Consider the following 19,638-nt stretch of genomic DNA (forward strand, 5'->3'; position numbering starts at 1 on the left):
CTGGAATAAAAGTCTATAAATTTTCATGGGTTCGTCCATGTTAAGTGTCACGTTTAGTGCAAACAGTGTTTTTTGGAAGATGGAATCACGATAAGAACAGCAGATTCGAATTATGTGTATGATGAGGGTGAGGCGTTAAAGGCGACTCACCTTTTCTATATTCCTTTCTTAAGAAAAAGATTGAGATTCATCCCTCAAGTATCATAGTTTGTGATAAGTTGGCATAGATTAATTAAGGGAACAGGGTTTAAGTTCAACAAGCGTCTAGATAATGTCTCTTTATTTAGACGGATTTAATCTGAGGTGATGAAAATGATTTATAAGTTTATTAATTATTTGAAATCAGTATCAGTTGAAGGAGAGTACGGGGTGGAACATTTACGACACAATCCGCCTTATTATGAAAACGATCATGTGTGTTTAGAAATTAAAGAAGTCGCTCATAATGAAATCTCAGTCCAAGTGAAACGATGTATGTTTCCAATCCATCACATCCATTTAGAATTTTTAAATCCGATGGAAAATATCAAAGCACAATTAGATTTGAACGGGGACATTCATCCATTTTGCGAAGAAGCAAAAAACAGTCCTTGTTATATTTGTTCTGATTTAGGAATTTACGCGTTGGGGATGGAAACTAGCGAATCAAATCAAGCATCCTTTTGGGTGAATGCCCGTGAGATTTCGGTGGATATCCCGCTACATGAGATGAATCACACAAGCGCACGATTAGTTTTTGAAAAATATTTATCGGTTCACCCTAATCAAGAGATTATTTCACGCTTTAACCAATTGCTCATGACTGGAGTGGCCCAATAAAGGCAACCGTGGGAGGAATTATGAAAAAAAGAGTCGGGTGTATTTGTTTAGTGGCAGTCCTGACCCTCTTTGGAGGATGCGCGACGACCACTCATTTAAACGAAGAAGCACGGGAGAAATCGTCCAAACAAGTAGAAGAACAAGAAAACACCACAACGGTAATGTCTGGTCATTATCAGACACTGGCTCAGTCCTTGGATGCTTATTTAAAGGAACGCGCTTTCAATGGTGTCGCCTTAGTGGCAAGCGAAGGTGAAATGGTTTTATTACAACCTTACGGAATGGCAAATGTCAAGAATCAAGAAGCGATGAGTGTCGATCATCAATTCCACATTGCCTCGGTTTCTAAATCATTTGTCGCTGTGAGTATTTTACAATTAGTCGAAGAGGGGAAACTCTCCCTCGATCAAACGATTGAGTCGTACTTTCCGGATATGCCTCACGCCGATCAAATTACGATTCATCAATTACTCACACATACCTCGGGACTTTATTCTGGCGATGATTTAACCGATTACTCACGAGAAGTCTCGGTGATGGACGTCATTGCACCGGCATTTAAGGCATCAAACCTTTATTACGAAGAACCCGGAACCCAGTCTATTTATTCGAATTTAGGGTACGACGTGTTAGGGGCGATTGTTGAACAAGTGAGTGGACAGACGTATTCAGATTATTTAGAAGAACACATCTTTCAACCGGCAGGGATGACGGATTCTGGACTGAATGTTTCAGGTGAAAAAATTGAGCATCTCGCCACCGCGTATAATGGAAATATTGCCAATGGGGACGAGGCTAAAGTCTTACACCCCTCGTTCGGTTATTCATCAGGAGGTCTCCATTCAACTGCGATGGACTTATACAAGTATGATCGTGCCTTACGGGAAAATACCCTCATTTCAGGCGAAAGTTATCGTCTCATGACCCAGGCGTATTCAACCATCGGAACCTCGGCTTATGGTTATGGATGGTTTGTCAATGCAGGGGTTGAAAATACCGTGTCACACACCGGAAATCTTATCGGTTGGCATTCAATGTTTTTGCGCCATCAAGAAGATAAAGTGACCGTTATTCTCTTAACGAATCATGATGAGAGTGATATGTATATGGCGTATAACTTTGCACGTTTAGTTTTAGCAGAGAAAGAAACTTCTTAAAATAAAAGAGCGCCGGTTGATGGAAGAATGTTAATCAACCGGCTTTTTCTGTCAAAAAATAAACACAATGACTTGTCATCATTCGCTAACTATGGTATAAATAGGAGGTTCATTTTAATAGACAGTTCATTCAGACCATCCTGTCTTAAAACAAAACTAGGCTCATATCGATAAAAACAACGGGTGCCTATAGGCGCCCTTTTTTATAATGATGACGTTCACTGAGCGTCTTTAGAATAAAAAAGTTCCCTTTTATCTGTCTAGTTCAGGATAAACGGGAACTTTTTTTAGGTAGGAGAGAGACAGATGTTTACATTAAAAAGTGAAATTCAATTTGATACTGCGCATTATTTAAGCGGATATCAAGGAAAGTGTAAAAATATTCATGGGCATCGTTATCGATTAGTCGTTAAAGTTTCAAGTCAAGATTTGCATGAAACGGGTCACTTACGAGGAATGGTCGATGATTTTTCATCGGTCAAAGAAGCCCTTAAAAAGATTCATGATCGCTTTGATCACAAGTTAGTCGTTGAGGCGAGCGAAGAGGGGAAAGAAGTCGCCAAAAAATTAGAAGAATCAGGACTTGCGTTTGAAATCGTCTTTGTTCCCTATCGACCAACAGCTGAGGAAATGTCACGCGACATTTATCGAAAATTAAAAGCAGACGGGGTGGCTGTCACTGAGGTAGAGTTATTTGAAACCCCAACGAATAGTTGTATTTACACGGAGGAATATTCATGTTCAAAGTAATTGAAACGTTCGTCTCGATTGATGGAGAAGGGCCGACATCAGGCGAGTTAGCCGCCTTCGTCCGCTTTTCTGATTGTAATTTAAGATGTGCTTGGTGCGATACTACCTACTCATGGGATGGAACGAGTTGTGTTACAAAAATGGGAGTAGAAGACATTTACCAGTGGATTCAAGAGGCGAATGTTAAAAACGTGACCTTAACCGGTGGGGAACCATTAATTCAACCCGGCATTGAGCACTTGTTGGATCGATTAGTCCAAGATAATCGTTTAGTGATTCATATTGAAACGAATGGATCCATCGATATCACCCCATTAAAACATCGATATAAGGAACAAAACGTCCATTTTATTATCGACTATAAAGGTTGGGAGAGCCGAATGAATCGTCACATGTGCCTAAATAATCTAAATGTTGTCGATCAAAAAGATGTTTATAAATTTGTTATTGCGAGTGAGACGGACTTACAGGACGCGCTTTCGGTAATAAAACAGTCGCAGTTATCGACACGTTGCCCGGTCTATTTTAGCCCAGTCACGGATTTGATTTCCCCGGCAGAAGTGGTGGCGTTTATGAAAGAGAAGCAGTTAAATGATGTTCGCTTGCAACTCCAATTACACAAATATATTTGGCCAAAAGAGATGAGGGGAGTTTAACATGAAACGTCAGATTGATACTGAAAAAATTGAAGCATGTATTCGAGAGATTTTAGTTGCACTCGGGGATGATCCGACGCGTGAAGGACTAAGAGAGACACCGAAACGGGTGGCCAAAATGTATGAAGAGGTTTTTGCCGGGATGACGGTGAGTAATGAGGAGATGGTTCACTTATTTGGGACCACTTTTGAAGAGGAAGAGGTCGCTAACTCCCCCCATCAAGTCATCATCGTGCGAGATATTCCGATTTTTAGTTATTGTGAGCATCATTTAGCCTTGATGTATAACCTGACGGTGAGCGTTGCTTATTTGCCAAAAGACAAGGTCATCGGGTTAAGTAAGATAGCGCGTATTGCGGATATGGTTGGGCGACGATTACAACTTCAAGAACGCATCGGGGAAGAAATTGCTGAAATTATCGAAAAAATTACGGGAAGCGAAGCGATTATGATTAAAATTGAGGGAGAGCATAGTTGTATGACGGCCCGAGGAATAAAAAAACCAGGAACCTCGACGACCACCCTCACGTATCGAGGGAACAAAATCGAACAAGACGCAAGTTTAAGACAAGAGTGGCTTATGCTACTGAATTAAGGAGAGAGAATCATGAAACAAAAAGCAGTCGTTGTATTTAGTGGGGGACAAGATTCAACCACTTGTTTATTTTGGGCGTTAAAACAGTTTGATGAAGTCATCGCGGTTACATTTGATTACCAACAACGTCATATCGCTGAATTACAGTGTGCAAAAGAAATCTGTCACGAATTAGGAATTGAACATCATGTGCTTGATATGTCTTTATTGAATCAGTTAGCTCCAAATGCATTAACACGTTCAGAGATTGACATTACACCAGGGGCGGAAGGGGAACTTCCTTCAACGTTTGTCGAAGGGCGAAATCTATTATTTTTAAGTTTTGCCGGTGTGTTAGCTAAAGTTAAAGGCGCTAAACATCTCATTACAGGGGTCTGCGAAACCGATTTTTCCGGCTATCCCGATTGTCGAGATATCTTTATCAAATCGTTAAATGTCACACTCAATTTAAGTATGGATACGGATTTCGTCATTCACACGCCCCTCATGTGGTTAAATAAAGCCGAAACGTGGGAGCTTGCCGACCAACTCGGTCAATTTGACTATATTCGGACCAAAACATTAACATGTTATGAAGGCATCATCGGAAGTGGGTGTGGGACATGCCCGGCTTGCCAATTACGCCAACGAGGGCTTGACCACTATTTAATGAAAAAGAAAGCGGGGAACTAAGATGAGCGGTCGTCAAAAAGAAGAATTAAAAGAAATTACCTTACTAGGAAATCAAGGAACAGCCTATGTCTATCAATATGATCCAACGATTTTAGAAGTATTCGATAATAAACATCCGAATAACGATTATTTTGTGAAATTTAACTGTCCTGAATTTACGAGTCTTTGTCCGATTACGGGGCAGCCTGATTTTGCGACGATTTATATTTCCTATATTCCTGGGCAAAAAATGGTAGAGAGCAAATCGTTAAAACTTTATTTATTTAGTTTTCGTAACCACGGAGATTTCCATGAAGATTGCATGAACATCATTATGAAAGATTTAATTCGTCTTATGGATCCAAAGTATATTGAAGTTTGGGGAAAATTTACCCCTCGTGGTGGAATTAGTATTGACCCTTATTGTAACTATGGACGTCCAGGAACAAAATACGAAGAAATGGCTAACTATCGCTTGATGAATCACGATTTATATCCAGAAAAAGTAGATAATCGCTAGAAAAAAGCAAAAAGATGTCTTCCAATCAAGGAGACATCTTTTTTTGCGAGCTAAAACCCTTTTCACCTAAAAAAATGTCCTTTTTGTGTCTTGCGAACTTGTTGGGATATGTTACAATACCCGTAGTTGCCTTAAAACGGTAAATTTTATTGAGAAAAGAGAGAATTACTGTAAAAAGGGGACTAAATGATTGAAAAAGGGGGAATTTTGTATGGCACGTCAACAATGGAGTTCGAGACAAACCTTTATTATGGCGGCAATCGGATCGGCTGTCGGACTCGGAAATGCCTGGCGTTTTCCGGGAATTGCCTATCAAAATGGAGGAGGCGCATTCTTAATCCCTTATTTTGTGGCCTTGCTAACAGCAGGTATTCCATTATTAGCACTTGAGTTATCAATTGGAAAAAGATTTCAGTCTGGTGCACCGGGTGCACTAGCCAAACTTAACAAGAAGTTTGAATGGATTGGTTGGTGGGGGGTGGTTACTGCCTTCTGTATTTGTGCCTACTATTCGGTTGTTTTGGCTTGGGTGATTGATTATGTTGGATTATCTTTCCGATCACCTTGGATGGAAAAAGCAGCTGCTGATGTTTTTACGGGGGATGTTTTACAGGTTTCAAGTGGTATGTTTGACTTAGGTGGATTTAGTCCAATTGTTGTTATTGCATTAGTGATTGGATGGTTTTGTATGTGGTATTGTATTCGTCATGGTGTCACATCAGTCGGAAAGATTGTGAAGTATACCGTTATTTTACCTGTCATTTTATTAGGAATTTTAATTGTTCGTGCGGTGACGCTTCCAGGGTCTTGGGAGGGATTAAGTTACTACTTAACACCTGATTGGTCTAAGTTACTCGATGTTAATGTTTGGGCGGCTGCTTATGGACAAATATTTTTTAGTTTAAGTATCTTATTCTCAATCATGATCGCTTACGGAAGTTACTTAAGTAAGGATGCGGAAGTAACTAAAGATGCTATGATTATTGGGTTTGCTGATGCCGCAATCAGTTTTTTATCTGGATTTGCCGCTTTCGGGACTTTAGGTTATTTAGCACAAATTAGTGGTGTTGCAATTTCTGATATGAGTCATACGGGAATTATGTTAGCCTTTGTGACCTATCCAGAAGCGCTTGGGCAAATGCCTGGAGGAAGTCTTGGGGTCATTTTATTCTCATTAGTCTTTTTCCTTATGTTATTCACGCTTGCGATTGATTCAGCCTTCTCAATTATGGAGGCGATTATTACAGCAGTAGTTGATAAATTTGGGTGGAACAAAGAGAAAACAACACTTTGGTTATGCGTCATCGGATGTTTAGCTAGCTTAATTTTTGCAACACGTGCTGGACTTTATTGGTTAGATATTGTCGATCACTTCGTCAATGATTTTAATTTAATCGCCATTGGCTTCGTTGAATGTCTCGCCTTGGGATGGATGTTTGGTGCTAAAAAATTACGCGGGTATTTAAATGAAAATACAGATTTTAAATATGGCGTTTGGTGGGATATTGCCATTAAATATATTTGCCCTGTCATTTTCTTATTTATTAGCATCACTTACTTAATCACAAATCTTCAAACGCCTTATTCGGGATATCCACTTTCACACCTCGTTGCCGGAGGATGGGGAGTTGTTGTTTTAACCATTGTTGTTGGGGTAGTAATGAGTTTTATCCCGGGTAAAGAAGATTCATATTCAAATCAACACGTTCACAATGAAGCATCAAATTTAGTCGAAAGTGAATAGTAAACGAATAGAAAAAAATGGTCCACTTCATCAAGTGGATCATTTTTCTGTCAGGGGGTTAGAGGATGATTTTAATGAATCAGCTTATAAGTGCTTTATTACAAGTCGGTTTGCTAATGGCGATTCCATTTCTTTATTACGTGTGCTCTCGTCGAGCATTTAGCGGCTTCTTTTCTTGGATAGGACTTAAAATAGGTAAGGGATTGCCACTCAAATGGATGTTTATCTTGTTTACAGCTATCGGCCTTGGGGTCTTTATTCCGTATCTTTGGCTTTATCAGACAGGATGTTTAACCTATAGTGGATTTGTTGTGGATTCTTTTTTAGAAAGTGGGTGGAGCGTTCAAAACATTTTAATCCTTGTTTTGTGGGCTTGTATACAAACAGCTCTCTCGGAAGAGATCTTCTTTCGGGGATTTTTGTTAGAATTGTTTGGACAATGGATCAATTGGGGATGGGCAAATCTGTTACAGGCCACGATTTTTGGACTGATTCATTGTTTTTCAGTCTTAAATCAGAGCATTGGGCCTATTTTTTTAGTTGTGGGATTAACGGCCGGTATCGGGTGGACACTTGGCTGGTTAAAGAAAACGAAGTCAGACGGGAGCCTTTTTGCGGGTATTTTGATTCACGCGGGCGCAAATCTCCTTTCAACAGTTCTTGTCTTTTGTTTCTTACTGTAAAAGTTGAGCATTCGCCTGACTAATAACTTTAGTAGTTGAGGAGATGTAAGGAGATAGACTGTTGTATTAGGTATCCTCTTAGTGTCAAAAGAAGAGTTAAAACATCTAATAAAGCGTGTTTGTTCTATGAATAGCCGTACCGGATACGTGTACGGTGGGCTCAAGGCTTCAAAGATGAGGGAGATAAATATTTAAGTGGTGATGTAAAACGTCGTCGTTGGGCATCTAGTCGTGTTAATGAAAGGGGGAAGAAACGTAAAGTTTTTTAAACAACGGGCTCCTCTCCCTTTTTTTCTCTTTAGAAATGAGTCAACTGGGTCCGACTAGGTTATTTTTAAATCAAATTTGACAAAATAAGTGAAAAATGTTACAATGATATCGTTTACTTCTTTGGTTTTAAGTAAATGGGGAAGAATATAATTAAGGGAGTTTGTTATGAGAGAGATAAGAAGACAGTTGTTACAAGCCCAACGGGATTTACAATCGCGTTATGAGGCCCCGCAGGATCTCATTGACCGATTACGTTCTGAAGGGAAAAGTATGAGTGAAATTGAGGGGGCGCTATTTGAGATGAATCGTTTAAAAGGGGTTTATGAATCCGTTGAAACTGCATTAAGGATTTTAGAATCATAAAAATAGGAGGCAGATGATAAATCATCTGCTTTTTTTGTTGCTTTTTGACGTGTATATATAGATAATTATCTATATATATGGATTTAATCGATTAGCTTAGGCTTTAAAAAATGGTTGATTGATCAATGAATAAAAATAGCAATGAGCATTTGCTCTTGAGTTAAGGATTCAAGAAGGAGGGATAGAGTGAAGGAGGAAGAGGCAGCCCAGTGTTTTAAGGCATTATCGGATACGAATCGGCTAAAGATTATAGGCCTATTAGTACAACGGGAACGGTGTGCGTGTGAGTTATTAGAATTTTTTCAAATTTCACAGCCGACGTTATCTCATCACATGAAGATCCTGGTTAGTTGTGGTCTTGTTCAATCAAGAAAAGTGGGGACTTGGAATTATTATCGAATGAACGAGGCAGGTAAAAAGGAACTTTTAAGACAATTAAGTCAACTGCTTTCAATAACAGAAGAAGGAAAGGAAAGTTAACAAATGAAAATTATTGTAATTGGGGCCGTAGCAGCGGGAACGTCTGCGTTAGCAAAAGCAAGAAGAAATAACGAGCAGGCTGAGATTAGCGTTTATGAAAAAGGAGAGCTTATCTCCTATTCGAGTTGTGGTCTTCCTTATTATATAGGAGGAAATATTGATTCTTTTCAAACCTTAACACCACGGGATGTCACCTTTTTCAAGGAACGCTATGCTGTAGAAATTAAAACAGCTCATGAAGTTCTTGCAATTGACCCTGAAAAAAAAGAAATTCAGGTCAAAGACTTAAAAACAAATCGTCAGTTTACGGATCGTTATGACGCACTTATTTTAGCGACAGGAGCGACGCCGTCTTTTCCACTTATTAAAGGAATGGAGCAATCGCATGTCTATGCGTTAAAAAGCGCACAGGATGCTTTAACGATTAAACAACACTTAATGTCCTATCATCCTAAAACGGCTGTCATTGTAGGGAGTGGGTTTATCGGGTTAGAAATGTTAGAAGGACTTATTTCAGCGGGGCTCTCTGTCACATTGGTTGAAAAAAATCAACAGTTGTCGATCGGACTTGATCCGGATATGGCGCATTATTTTGAACATTTACTTTTGGAAAAGGGCGTGAATTTTTTAAAACAAACAACGATTCAAGAAATTTTACAAGATCACGTGGTGTTGCAAGATGGTACCTCTTTATCAGCCGACCTTGTTCTTTTGGCCACGGGGGTTCGTCCGAATGTGACCTTAGCAAAAAAAGCAGGCATTGAACTGGGAACAACTGGGGCCATTAAAGTCGATTCAACGATGAAAACGAGTCAGGAAGCTATTTACGCCTGCGGTGATTGCATTGAAACGTTTTCGCGATTAACGCAACAACCGATGTACCATCCGCTCGGGTCAACAGCGAACAAGACGGGAAGAATCGCGGGAGATGTTGTGACTGGGGGAACGCTGAGTTATCAGGGAAGTCTTGGCACGAGCCTTGTGAGCGTGTTTGATTTAACAGTTGCACGAACGGGACTTTCAGAAGACGAGGCGAGACAGGCCGGGTTTGACCTTGAAATCTGCCATACCATTAAGCCGGATAAAGCTCTTTATTTTAAAGGAAAGGAGCTAATGATTAAAGCGATTGCCGATAAAAAAACGCAAAAATTGCTCGGTGTTCAGGCGATTGGATACGATGGGGTGGATAAACGTATTGATGTCTTTGCTACATTGATCACCTATGGAGCGACAGTCGACGAACTCTTCCACCTGGATTTAGCTTATGCTCCGCAAGTTGCAACAACAAAAGATCCTGTCCATTACGTTGGAATGGCACTAGACAATGCTCTAAATCACGGTCGTCCTCTGATGACTCCGACGGAACTTCATCAACGATTGCAACAGGGGGAAGAAATTCAGGTCATTGATACGCGAGTTCGAGCGCAATATGAAAAAAATCATCTTCCTCAGGCGCGCCACCTCGCTCAAAGTGAGCTTCGTGATCAGTTAAAGACACTGAATCCACAACAACCTGTCGTGACGTATTGTAATAAAGGTGTGACTGGAAATGCCGCCCAAAATATTTTAATTAATCATGGATTCAAATGCGTTTATAACCTGTCAGGGGGACAAAAATGTTACCAAAAAACGCAGGCTCCTCACCGAGCTAGTCAGCAAAAAAAGGAGGAGTAGCATGAAAAAAATAGACATGACACAAGGGAGGGTTTCTACCCTCCTATTGACGCTAGCTCTTCCCATTATCGGGAGCTCACTTCTACAGTTTACCTATCAATTAGTAGATATGCTATGGGTGGGGCGCCTTGGAAGTGAGGCCGTTGCAAGTGTAGGATCATCAACCTTTTTCATTGGTCTTGGCTATGCGATTCAATCCTTTGTCGTGATTGGAACGGGGATTAGCGTGGCTCATGCTATCGGAGAAAAGAATAAAATAAAAATTAAAAGTTATATAAACGCTGGAACGCTCATTAACTTAATAGTGGGGGCGCTTTATGCGCTTTTCCTTACACTCAGTGCCAAGCGACTGATTGGGTTTTTAGATTTAAACCATGCGGGCGTTTCGCAAGGGGCGACTCATTATCTCTTAATTAGTGCCCCGATGCTCTTTTTTAACTTCTTTAATTTATTATACGCCCGTCTACTCAATGCTCATGGAAATAATCAAGAAGTTTTGAAAATTAACTTAATTGGAATCTTATTAAATCTCACGTTAGATCCGATTTTAATTTACGGATGTGGGCAAGGGGTGAGCGGTGCCGCGTGGGCCTCGCTAATAGCTAATGGAGTCATGACGCTTCTTTTTTATAGCCGTTTCCGTCCGCTATTTCGCTTTCAACCCTCGATTGGGTTTGAGCGAAAAGCGGCATGGGACATCGTAAGACTTGGGTTTCCGATGGCATTACAGCGCATATTATTTACATTTGTTAATATTGTGCTTGCCAAATGCATCGCGATATTCGGACAAGAGGCGATTGCTGCGCAAAAAATTGGTCTCCAACTAGAATCCATTGTGTTTATGGTTATTGGAGGTATTAATGGTGCGATTGCAAGCTTTGTTGGACAAAATCACGGGGCAAAACAAAACGACCGTATCCGAATTGGAGTTAACTATGCATTAGGGCTTGCCGTAGGGTATGCCGCTGTGGCATCGCTACTGTTTATCCTGATTCCGCGCCCCTTGACGTTACTTTTTATTCAAGAGGAACACCCCATTAGGATGACGTGTCACTATCTACAAGTCATTGCTTGTTCACAACTTTTCAGTGCCATTGAAATGGTATTAAACGGTTTCTTTACAGGAATTAAGCGTCCGAACATTCCTGCACTGATCAGCATTATATTTACCTGTCTTCGAATTCCACTTGCCCTGTTACTCATGAAACCCTTTGGAGTCACTGGCATTTGGTTATCAATTGCAATATCAAGTCTATTAAAGGGATGTATGTCCTATTATTTATACCGACGAATCGTAAGGAGGCGATTGTTAAGTGGAAAAGATACGACTTCAGATGATCAATCCGACCATCGACATGACACCGATCATTCAATTGACGCGAAAGGGATATGTTGTGAATGAAAACGGGGAACCTGTTGAGGCAACCTGCTCATTTCTTCACACCAAGCATCCTTATTTTAAAATGGATCCAAAGGATGGGGGAATCATCCTCCAAACACCTGCCCTTTTAGGGACACAGGCAAGCTACGCGTTTTTACTTAATTTGCATCATTTATTATTATTAGAGTTACCTCATCATAGATACTTCTGGCAGCCACTTACGTTGCAACAAGGAGAAGAGGGCATACTTTCGTATCATTATTCTTATGCGAAACCGTTACATCATTTGATGAAGGGGTCATTAGAGGAACACGGTTTTTATCAGCAGATGACTCAGCGCGCCAGGTATTATCGCTGGTTTTTGACGGCTCTCTTTCGTTCAACGATTGAAATCGCTCAAGGGGAAGGGCCATCTTTAACGATTAAGCAGTTACAAGCAAATCCTTTTGATCCGTGTGGGATTTCACAAGGGGATCTTCGTTTCCTTCATCTATTTATGATTTACCTTTTAACTCAGGAAATCGATGAATCATGGGGGGAAGAAGGAGAACAAAATCAAGAGCGGGTGTCTAAACGACTCGATTACAATACGCCATTAAAACGCCAAGGGCATACGATTAGTCAACGGGAGTGGACGTTAGCCATCTTCAATGAAATGGAGCAGTTAAACAAAAAACTCTCACTCCAAGGGGAAAACGAATTCTTACTTATCAAACAACGCGCGTTAAGTTATCCCTTTACGTGGGCCTATTCCATGCGTAAACGCAAACAACAAATGGGCGGGGTCGAAGCACCACTTTCGTTAGCGCGGGAGTATAAGCAACAGGCGAACGATGGCCGATTTCGATTGTTAGGGTATGAAGATCTTGAGTTATCGACACAAATTTTAATGAAGGAAGCAATCAAGCAAGGAATTTGCGTGGATGTTTTAGATGCCTCTGAAAATTTTATTTCTCTTGGACAGGGAGAGCGAATGGAATATGTGAAACAGGCGACTAAGACATCAAAGGATAATTATGTCTCTGTCTTAATGATGGAAAATAAATTAGTCACAAAAAAAATTTTGGAACAAGGGGCGATTCGCGTTCCCAAAGGAAGTGAGTTTCATCACTTGCAAGATGCCTATCAATCGATTGGAACGTTTAGCGGGCATCCACTTGTGATTAAACCGAAATCGACGAACTTCGGACTTGGAATTAGCATTTTTCAAACGGGGGCTACAGAGGAAGCTCTTAAAAAGGCATTACAGTTAGCGTTTTCTCATGATCAGACGGTTCTGGTTGAAGAATTTATTCCTGGTAAAGAATATCGTTTTCTTGTGATTGATGATCAAGTGGTAGGTGTCCTACACCGTGTCCCAGCCAATGTTATCGGAGATGGAATTCATACCATTGCTGAATTGGTGGCGAAAAAGAATGAGAATCCTTTACGCGGACAAGGGTATAAAACGCCACTTGAAAAAATTAAATTAGATGAACAAGTTGAGCTTTTCCTAAGTCAAAGTCATCGAACGGTTCAGGATATTCCGGCAGAAGGTGAGACTGTTTATTTGCGGAAAAATTCTAACATTAGTACGGGTGGAGATAGTATCGATTTTACAGATGTCATGCCTCAACGATTTAAAGAAATTGCTGTTGCGGCCGCCCAAGTGGTCGGTGCGAAAATTTGTGGGGTCGATATGATGATTGAACGTGAGGGCGATGAGGAATCCCCTTATGCGATTATTGAACTGAACTTCAATCCGGCTATCCATATTCATTCCTATCCTTCGATTGGGGTGGAGCGGAATATCGCCCAACATATTTTGAAACTATTAGAATTTACGTCGTAAGGAATTAAACGAAAAAAGCAGCGGGAGTGATGTCCTCTGCTTTTTTTCATGGTGTTAAAATTTAAAGTGTTCGAGTGTTTTTAGTGTTGTTTTGTAATCATTTACAATTTCGGTCATTCCTTCAGTCACCTGAGTTGGAGGCGTTAATTCTTTTAACGCTTTTAATGACTTCTCACTATTTTTACTTCCCATATCGATCGCTTTAACGGCATGTTCAAGGATTTCTTTATCAGTATCTACAAAGACCTCTTTTAATTTTTCAAACATCAGGGCCATTTCACCTTCAATGCCTAACGAGTCGTGGACTTTTCCGCCCAATTCTAAAACGGCGGTAGAAATTTTTTGATCGTGTGAATGAAAAATCGAAAGGATATGACTTAACTGGTGTTTTAGTTTTCCATCCTGAGCCTTTTCTTCATATTTTTTAAATGTCTCGGTCCCCATTTTAATTCCTTTTAAAAATTTATTTAACTCTTTAAGAATTGCCTTGTTATTTTCCATTTTTATCACCTATCCTGCTTAATTTTCATTAACTAGCATAACCGGCGGGCACAAAACTATACGGCATGGACGCTGTTTGTATAAAAATAAACAGTTTTTCTATATTAAATAGAGGTCAACTTTTCATTTTTATATCTTGAATGAATCGTTGCTTTAGTCCATCGAGTAGGGAGGTCTTTAATTATGTCATCAAGTCCATCTTATGTTCAGTATGTGTTAGAACAATTATCTGAGTTAGAAGACATTCGCTGTCGAGCGATGATGGGAGAGTATCTCATTTATTATCGTCAAAAGTTAGTCGGTGGTATTTATAATAATCAATTTTTAGTAAAACCCATCCTCTCAGCCATTAATTATGTTCAAACACCAGAATATACGATTCCTTATGCTGGAGCAAAACCGATGCTTCTCGTTCCTCATCTTGATTCTCGATCCTTTGTGGCGGGATTATTAGAGGTGATGTATCCGGATATTCCTCTGCCCAAACCTAAAAAGAAAAAAACGTAGAAAGGAACGAAATAACATGCAAAAAGACTTATCAGAAATGAGCTTAGAAGAGTTATGGCAACTCTTTCCCATTCAATTAAGTGAGCCACAACCTCATTGGATTAACTGGTATGAAGAAGAAGCTCATTATTTAAAAAAACTCCTTTCATTAAGCGAAGAGGTGAGGATAAGCCATATTGGGAGCACGGCCATTTCAGGCATTTGGGCTAAACCCATTATTGATCTTTTAATAGAGGTGGCCGATGATGTGGCGCTCGTGCAGGTTGAAAAGACATTGATTGCGTCAGGATATCAGTGTATGTCAAAAATGCCGGGAAGGATTTCCTTTAACAAAGGGTACACGAGTGAAGGATTCGCAGAAAAGGTCTTTCATCTTCATTTGCGTCGATTGGGGGATCACGATGAACGATACTTTTGTGCGTATTTAAATCAACATCCCGAAATTGCTAGCGCTTATGAACAACTGAAATTGACTTTATGGAAGAAATATCCTAACGACCGGGATGCGTATACTGAAGCTAAATCCGAATTTGTAACTAAATACACGTTAATGGCGAAGGAAGAAGGGATTTTAATTCGTTAAAAAATGTCAATGAATTCATTGACATTTTTTAGTTGTTTTTAAGTCAAGGACGGCATTCAGTTGTTTTTGAGCCTGAAGTGGGTGATTCAAGAGAAGGAAAATTAAATAATCATCATGTTCATAAATAAGGGCATTTTGGGCTTTATTAAAGTTAGCCTCATCCTGATTGAGAAGACTTTGATTCATCCGATATTGTTGATGAATCTTATATGCGTCAATGACAGCTTTTTTCTTCCCATGAATCGGTTTGATAATAAAAAGATCACTCATTTTTAAGTCATCGGTTCCATACGATAAGTAGCACTCTTCAATGAATGAGGGGTTGAGAGAGATAAAATTTTGAATATCTTCCTTGCTTATCCAATGGATGGTATCATACTCCTGTTGTTCAATGATTTGAATGATTGTTTGTTGGATTTGAGTAGGCCGCGGCGTAGGATTAGTAGGGGATATTGAATCCTGGGTTAAGGGGTGACAGGCACAAAGTAATAGGAAGGTCATCGTTAAAAGTAAACCGTTGCGTTTCATGTTAGGTGCCTCCTCTTGAGCAACAATCATATGCTTACAGTATGCCTAAAAGAGTCCTAAGTCATACATCAGGAAGCGGAATTTAAATAAACGGTCTTTATTTTCTTCAAAAAAAAAGATGGACAACTCGTGCCCATCGTTTGTGTGAAAAAATCAGTTATGCCGACTTTTCTACTATATGCAGGGTGTGATAGAGAAATGACATGTTAACTGATAATTTTAAACGAATTAGTTCATAAATGGGGGGGGCCGTGAATAATTTATTGAGTAGGGAGGGTTAGTTATGGAAGAAATCGCAGTCATTGTTTTAGCACTATTCGGAATTTTAATTATTGTCAGATGTAATCTTGAAATGAATCAGGAGGCGCAATCTCGCGCGAGGATGACGGAAGAGAAGTTACGCTGGATGCATGATATTAAGGGCGCTGTTTCGAGGTATTGTTCGCTTATTGAGCAATATAAAAATAGTCGAATGTTAAGTTCTGATAAGAAAGCATCGAGGGGGCAACTTCATCAGATTAAAGAGGAAGTTGTGGAGTTGGATGCGTATTTAAAGTTGTATTTAAATTGGGCCCAGGATGGAAAGATTTTAACTCTTTTGAATGAACTGACGACGGCGGTTTTAACAGAAGTTGACTTATCAGACTTTGCTTATCGCAAGCTGCTTGATGAATACCAAAAAATGTTGAAGGTGGAGTGGGAAATCGTAAAAACAGAAGTGTCCAAAGGGCGCGAATTAAAAAAGGAAGAAAAAGGCCGCTTTATGAATTAGTGTATCATCGATTATTGGGATCTCAAATGGAGGTCCTTTTTGTATGCCACAAGTTTAAGAGGGAGTCTTTAAAGGGAATTCCCCACGACTTAATAAAGGGAGGAATCATTAAATAAAGGGAACCACATTCAAGGGAATAAAAAAACGCAACAGGTTACGCACGTTTTATTACGAAATTACCGAAGTAAGTGGTGTGATTTCAGTGACTCCGTCTACTTAAAAAAAAGAGTAGAATCATTTTAAAACATTTGAGTTTTGACCCCAATTTGACCACGGTTTTTATAAAAATAGGCGAATTTAACGGATTTAACGAACTCATAATCGTTGATATGACGCGATTTAAATTTAAACAGACCTAACTACCGATAATATATATTATGTTAACTTACTAATAGTAAAACTATTAGTAAGTTAACATAATGAAGTTTATGAGAAGTTATGGATAGATAATCAAAAAATGGTTATTTATAAAGGGAAATCTTTTATAGACGCTCAGTTTATGTTCTTTTTGCAAAATAGTAACTGATCATACATAGTTTAACAGACTTGTTTCACACTATTGGATAAACATGTCTGTCTGATCCAGTTCTTTTGGACGTATCTCTCGAAGTCTTAATTCGCTTTTCAGAGGTTGCCAGATGAATAGACGACGGAAATGATAGCCTGATTATCTTTTAGATAGGCTTATAAACGATGAATGGCAGGTCTAGTTAGCTTAAGACGGATAATGATTAATAGTTAGGAGGTTTTACCGATGCATCAGTCTTTATGGTCTTTATCTCAGAAGACATCAACCTATCCCCCCCTTTCCCAACATACAAAAACTGACATCTGTATTGTCGGTGCCGGCATAACCGGGATCACGTTGGCTTATTTATTAAAAGACACCCCTCTCACGATTTGTTTAATAGATTCAGATCGTGTTTCAAGCGGAACGACAGCTTATACAACGGCCAAGGTGACAGCCCAACATGACTTAATTTATCATGAGTTGATCCACACATTCGGCCATTATGATGCAAAGTGTTATGCAAATGCTCAACTTGAAGCGTTAGACTTTATCTCCCAAACCATTAAACAGCATCGCATGGATTGTGAGTTTGAACGAAAGTTTTCGGCGATTTACACTCAAAACGCCCACGATATTCCGTTATTTGAAAAAGAATACGCCGCTTATCAGGAACTAGGATTAAAGGGACGATTAGTTAAGACATTGGATCTCCCCTTCCCCATTGAATGTGCATTGATATTAGAGAATCAGGCCCAGTTCAATCCGGTTAAATACACGACGGCTCTTTTAGAAGAAATCCAAACATACCCAAACATTCGGATCTATGAGCAGACTGCGGCAACCGATATTAAGAAAAAGGACGGGACCCTTACCGTGTGCACGTCGTTAGGTTATGAAATTGAGGCACAAAAGGTTGTTCAAACGTCGCACTACCCTTTTTATGATGACTTATCTTTCCTTTTTGCTAAGATGGAGGCACAAACATCTTACCTCATGGCGTGTGAAGGTGTAAAAAATATGCCTGAAGGCATGTATCTTTCTTACGGGCAACCTACCCGATCCATTCGAACGTATCAAAATTATTTATTAGTTGGTGGGGAAGATCATCGCACCGGAACAGAAAAAGAGACAAAGACTCGATATGAGGCGCTGACAAGGTTTGCAACGCAACACTTTGCCCCTTCAAATATTTCGTATCATTGGTCAACAGAAGATTATGACACCGTTGACCGTCTTCCGTATATTGGTCAGATGAAACAAGGCGATCAGATTTTTGTTGCAACTGGATTTAAAAAATGGGGGATGACGACTTCGACGGTTGCTGCGCTTTTATTGAAAGATTTAATTTTAGGACAAGAGTCGCCGTATGCCTCTCTTTTTAACCCTAACCGTCAACACATCGCCCTTCAAATCAAAAACCTTATTCGTTATAATGCCCAAACGGCGTGGGAGCTCGTTAAAGGAAAGTTAAGAGCGGAAGAAGACTTATCCCAACTTACCCCAGGTGAAGCGGTTGTTTTGAAACTGGATGAAGGAAAATATGGGGTTTATATGGATGAGCAAGGTGAAACATGGATGGTTGATCTTACGTGTCCTCATCTGGGATGTGAATTATCTTTTAATCATGCCGAACGAACTTGGGATTGCCCTTGTCATGGCTCACGATTTGATGTAAACGGGACGGTCGTATCGGGGCCCGCCCACTCTGCGTTAAAGTCTACAACCAATCGAATTGACCCTAACCTCTTTTAAAAAATCTACAAAATCCCCTATTCTACCGAAGGGTGAGAATAAAGTGTGTCCTTTTTGTGTCGAAAGCGAGTTTAAGTTGTAAGAAAAGGGAATCCCCTTCCAATTCCATTAGATTTGTTTAGTCTCAGTCACGAGATTTTATTGAAGCCTGATCCAATTGAACGTATAATAGATTTGAGCCAATTTTGTGCTCACACTCCTTATCTTTACCTACATTCCTAAAACACCATTGACCGGCAATGGTGTTTTTTTTTGTTTTAAAAAGATCGAAAAAACTTTGTATTTTATTGAAAAAAGGTGTAATCTTAAAGAGATAGTTCTTTAAAATAAAATGATGAATGTTAGGTGACCCCATAATACTTAGTTGATGCTCTGATAAAGCTATAGGGTACCGCTATTGAGGTAGAATCCTTTTTGGCTCGCGGGTCGATTTCGGCGTCTATATATAGTTATTTAATATAAGGAGGATTTTACACGATGAAGTCATTTAGTAGTTTAGATGTTGCTAAAGCTGCTGTCCGAGTTTCAATGACGTCTAGTCGTCAGGAGGAGGAGCAGCTAATTAAAGATTTAAATAGACAAGGCATTCAAGTAACAGCTGTTGATATTGGTGGCAATTTGATTCAGTCTATCCCAAAAATCATTGAACGTGCGATTATTGCCGCACGGAAAACGCATGTGACAAAGGAGTCCTGTGTGTTAGATGGGGCTGTTGCAGGTGCTGCTCGTGATGCAATTATGCAAGTTTCAATGAAAGCGACAGGACTGAATGCTGGAGGAAAGATTTCCATTGCGCGATGCGGAGAACATTTAACGGTATGCGTCTTTTTAAGTATTGGATTACTCCATCTGGATGATGTGGTGATCGGTTTAGCTCACCGTTCGGTGCCTGCTACCCTTTAATGGTTAT

General features: G+C 39.8%; 21 protein-coding genes. 19 read left to right on the top strand and 2 right to left on the bottom strand.

From position 1 onward, the window contains the following. Nucleotides 1–312 precede the first annotated feature (312 nt). The 14 genes from AC6I0I_RS05650 to gshAB all read left to right on the top strand — a co-directional run bounded on the left by AC6I0I_RS05650 (nt 313) and on the right by gshAB (nt 13,574). Nucleotides 313–819, top strand: a complete 507-nt coding sequence (locus AC6I0I_RS05650) for a hypothetical protein (RefSeq protein ID WP_161832019.1) — start codon at nt 313–315, stop codon at nt 817–819. Nucleotides 820–839: 20 nt separating this feature from the next. Then, nucleotides 840–1,976 (top strand): serine hydrolase domain-containing protein, encoded by a 1,137-nt coding sequence (locus tag AC6I0I_RS05655; RefSeq protein WP_262950478.1) that lies wholly within the window; start codon nt 840–842, stop codon nt 1,974–1,976. A gap of 306 nt (nt 1,977–2,282) precedes the next feature. Beyond that, the gene (locus AC6I0I_RS05660; protein ID WP_161832021.1) at nt 2,283–2,726 is read left to right on the top strand and encodes a 6-pyruvoyl trahydropterin synthase family protein; all 444 of its coding nucleotides are present in this window, start codon (nt 2,283–2,285) and stop codon (nt 2,724–2,726) included. After that, a complete protein-coding gene (gene queE, locus AC6I0I_RS05665; protein WP_161832022.1) occupies nt 2,714–3,382 on the top strand; it encodes a putative 7-carboxy-7-deazaguanine synthase QueE in 669 nt (222 codons plus the stop codon). The genes AC6I0I_RS05660 and queE overlap by 13 nt, the downstream gene beginning before the upstream one ends. A gap of 1 nt (nt 3,383) precedes the next feature. Further along, nucleotides 3,384–3,977, top strand: coding sequence for a GTP cyclohydrolase I (folE, locus tag AC6I0I_RS05670; protein ID WP_161832023.1), 594 nt, complete (start codon nt 3,384–3,386; stop codon nt 3,975–3,977). Between the two features lie 12 nt (nt 3,978–3,989). After that, nucleotides 3,990–4,649 carry a 7-cyano-7-deazaguanine synthase QueC gene (gene queC / locus AC6I0I_RS05675; protein WP_161832024.1) on the top strand — a complete coding sequence of 220 codons (660 nt, stop codon included), beginning with the start codon at nt 3,990–3,992 and terminating at the stop codon, nt 4,647–4,649. 1 nt (nt 4,650) lies between these two features. Beyond that, nucleotides 4,651–5,148 (top strand): preQ(1) synthase, encoded by a 498-nt coding sequence (queF, locus tag AC6I0I_RS05680; protein WP_161832025.1) that lies wholly within the window; start codon nt 4,651–4,653, stop codon nt 5,146–5,148. Between the two features lie 211 nt (nt 5,149–5,359). After that, entirely contained in the window at nt 5,360–6,892 is a 1,533-nt protein-coding gene (locus AC6I0I_RS05685; RefSeq protein WP_262950481.1) for a sodium-dependent transporter, read from the top strand. A gap of 65 nt (nt 6,893–6,957) precedes the next feature. After that, complete coding sequence (locus AC6I0I_RS05690; RefSeq protein ID WP_262950483.1) at nt 6,958–7,575, top strand: CPBP family intramembrane glutamic endopeptidase; 618 nt, start codon at nt 6,958–6,960, stop codon at nt 7,573–7,575. 435 nt (nt 7,576–8,010) lie between these two features. Further along, nucleotides 8,011–8,208 carry a hypothetical protein gene (locus AC6I0I_RS05695; protein ID WP_161832029.1) on the top strand — a complete coding sequence of 66 codons (198 nt, stop codon included), beginning with the start codon at nt 8,011–8,013 and terminating at the stop codon, nt 8,206–8,208. Nucleotides 8,209–8,394: 186 nt separating this feature from the next. Then, entirely contained in the window at nt 8,395–8,688 is a 294-nt protein-coding gene (locus tag AC6I0I_RS05700) for an ArsR/SmtB family transcription factor (RefSeq protein WP_262950485.1), read from the top strand. 3 nt (nt 8,689–8,691) lie between these two features. Beyond that, on the top strand, nt 8,692–10,362 hold the full coding sequence (locus AC6I0I_RS05705) for an FAD-dependent oxidoreductase (RefSeq protein ID WP_262953412.1): 1,671 nt from the start codon (nt 8,692–8,694) through the stop codon (nt 10,360–10,362). 1 nt (nt 10,363) lies between these two features. Next, a complete protein-coding gene (locus tag AC6I0I_RS05710; protein WP_161832032.1) occupies nt 10,364–11,764 on the top strand; it encodes an MATE family efflux transporter in 1,401 nt (466 codons plus the stop codon). Next, nucleotides 11,676–13,574 carry a bifunctional glutamate--cysteine ligase GshA/glutathione synthetase GshB gene (gene gshAB / locus AC6I0I_RS05715; protein ID WP_161832033.1) on the top strand — a complete coding sequence of 633 codons (1,899 nt, stop codon included), beginning with the start codon at nt 11,676–11,678 and terminating at the stop codon, nt 13,572–13,574. Before AC6I0I_RS05710 ends, gshAB begins: the two co-directional genes overlap by 89 nt. A 54-nt stretch (nt 13,575–13,628) precedes the next feature. Here gshAB and AC6I0I_RS05720 read toward each other — a convergent pair whose 3' ends face one another. Next, nucleotides 13,629–14,075, bottom strand: coding sequence for a DUF2383 domain-containing protein (locus AC6I0I_RS05720; RefSeq protein ID WP_262950487.1), 447 nt, complete (start codon nt 14,073–14,075; stop codon nt 13,629–13,631). 183 nt (nt 14,076–14,258) lie between these two features. Here AC6I0I_RS05720 and AC6I0I_RS05725 point away from each other — a divergent pair, with 183 nt between their 5' ends. Both AC6I0I_RS05725 and AC6I0I_RS05730 read left to right on the top strand, forming a co-directional pair. Further along, nucleotides 14,259–14,582 (top strand): TfoX/Sxy family protein, encoded by a 324-nt coding sequence (locus AC6I0I_RS05725; protein ID WP_161832035.1) that lies wholly within the window; start codon nt 14,259–14,261, stop codon nt 14,580–14,582. A 16-nt stretch (nt 14,583–14,598) separates the two neighbouring features. Then, nucleotides 14,599–15,165, top strand: coding sequence for a GrpB family protein (locus AC6I0I_RS05730; protein ID WP_262950489.1), 567 nt, complete (start codon nt 14,599–14,601; stop codon nt 15,163–15,165). Between the two features lie 15 nt (nt 15,166–15,180). Here AC6I0I_RS05730 and AC6I0I_RS05735 read toward each other — a convergent pair whose 3' ends face one another. Then, nucleotides 15,181–15,693, bottom strand: a complete 513-nt coding sequence (locus AC6I0I_RS05735) for a DUF4358 domain-containing protein (protein ID WP_161832037.1) — start codon at nt 15,691–15,693, stop codon at nt 15,181–15,183. A 283-nt stretch (nt 15,694–15,976) separates the two neighbouring features. Here AC6I0I_RS05735 and AC6I0I_RS05740 point away from each other — a divergent pair, with 283 nt between their 5' ends. The 3 genes from AC6I0I_RS05740 (at nt 15,977) to AC6I0I_RS05750 (ending at nt 19,631) form a co-directional block, all read left to right on the top strand. Beyond that, nucleotides 15,977–16,465 carry a hypothetical protein gene (locus tag AC6I0I_RS05740; protein ID WP_262953413.1) on the top strand — a complete coding sequence of 163 codons (489 nt, stop codon included), beginning with the start codon at nt 15,977–15,979 and terminating at the stop codon, nt 16,463–16,465. Between the two features lie 754 nt (nt 16,466–17,219). Next, complete coding sequence (locus AC6I0I_RS05745; protein WP_262953414.1) at nt 17,220–18,728, top strand: FAD-dependent oxidoreductase; 1,509 nt, start codon at nt 17,220–17,222, stop codon at nt 18,726–18,728. Between the two features lie 477 nt (nt 18,729–19,205). Next, a complete protein-coding gene (locus tag AC6I0I_RS05750) occupies nt 19,206–19,631 on the top strand; it encodes a HutP family protein (protein WP_161832040.1) in 426 nt (141 codons plus the stop codon). Nucleotides 19,632–19,638: the final 7 nt, after the last annotated feature.

It is taken from the genome of Turicibacter sp. St.80E1, from assembly GCF_059728495.1.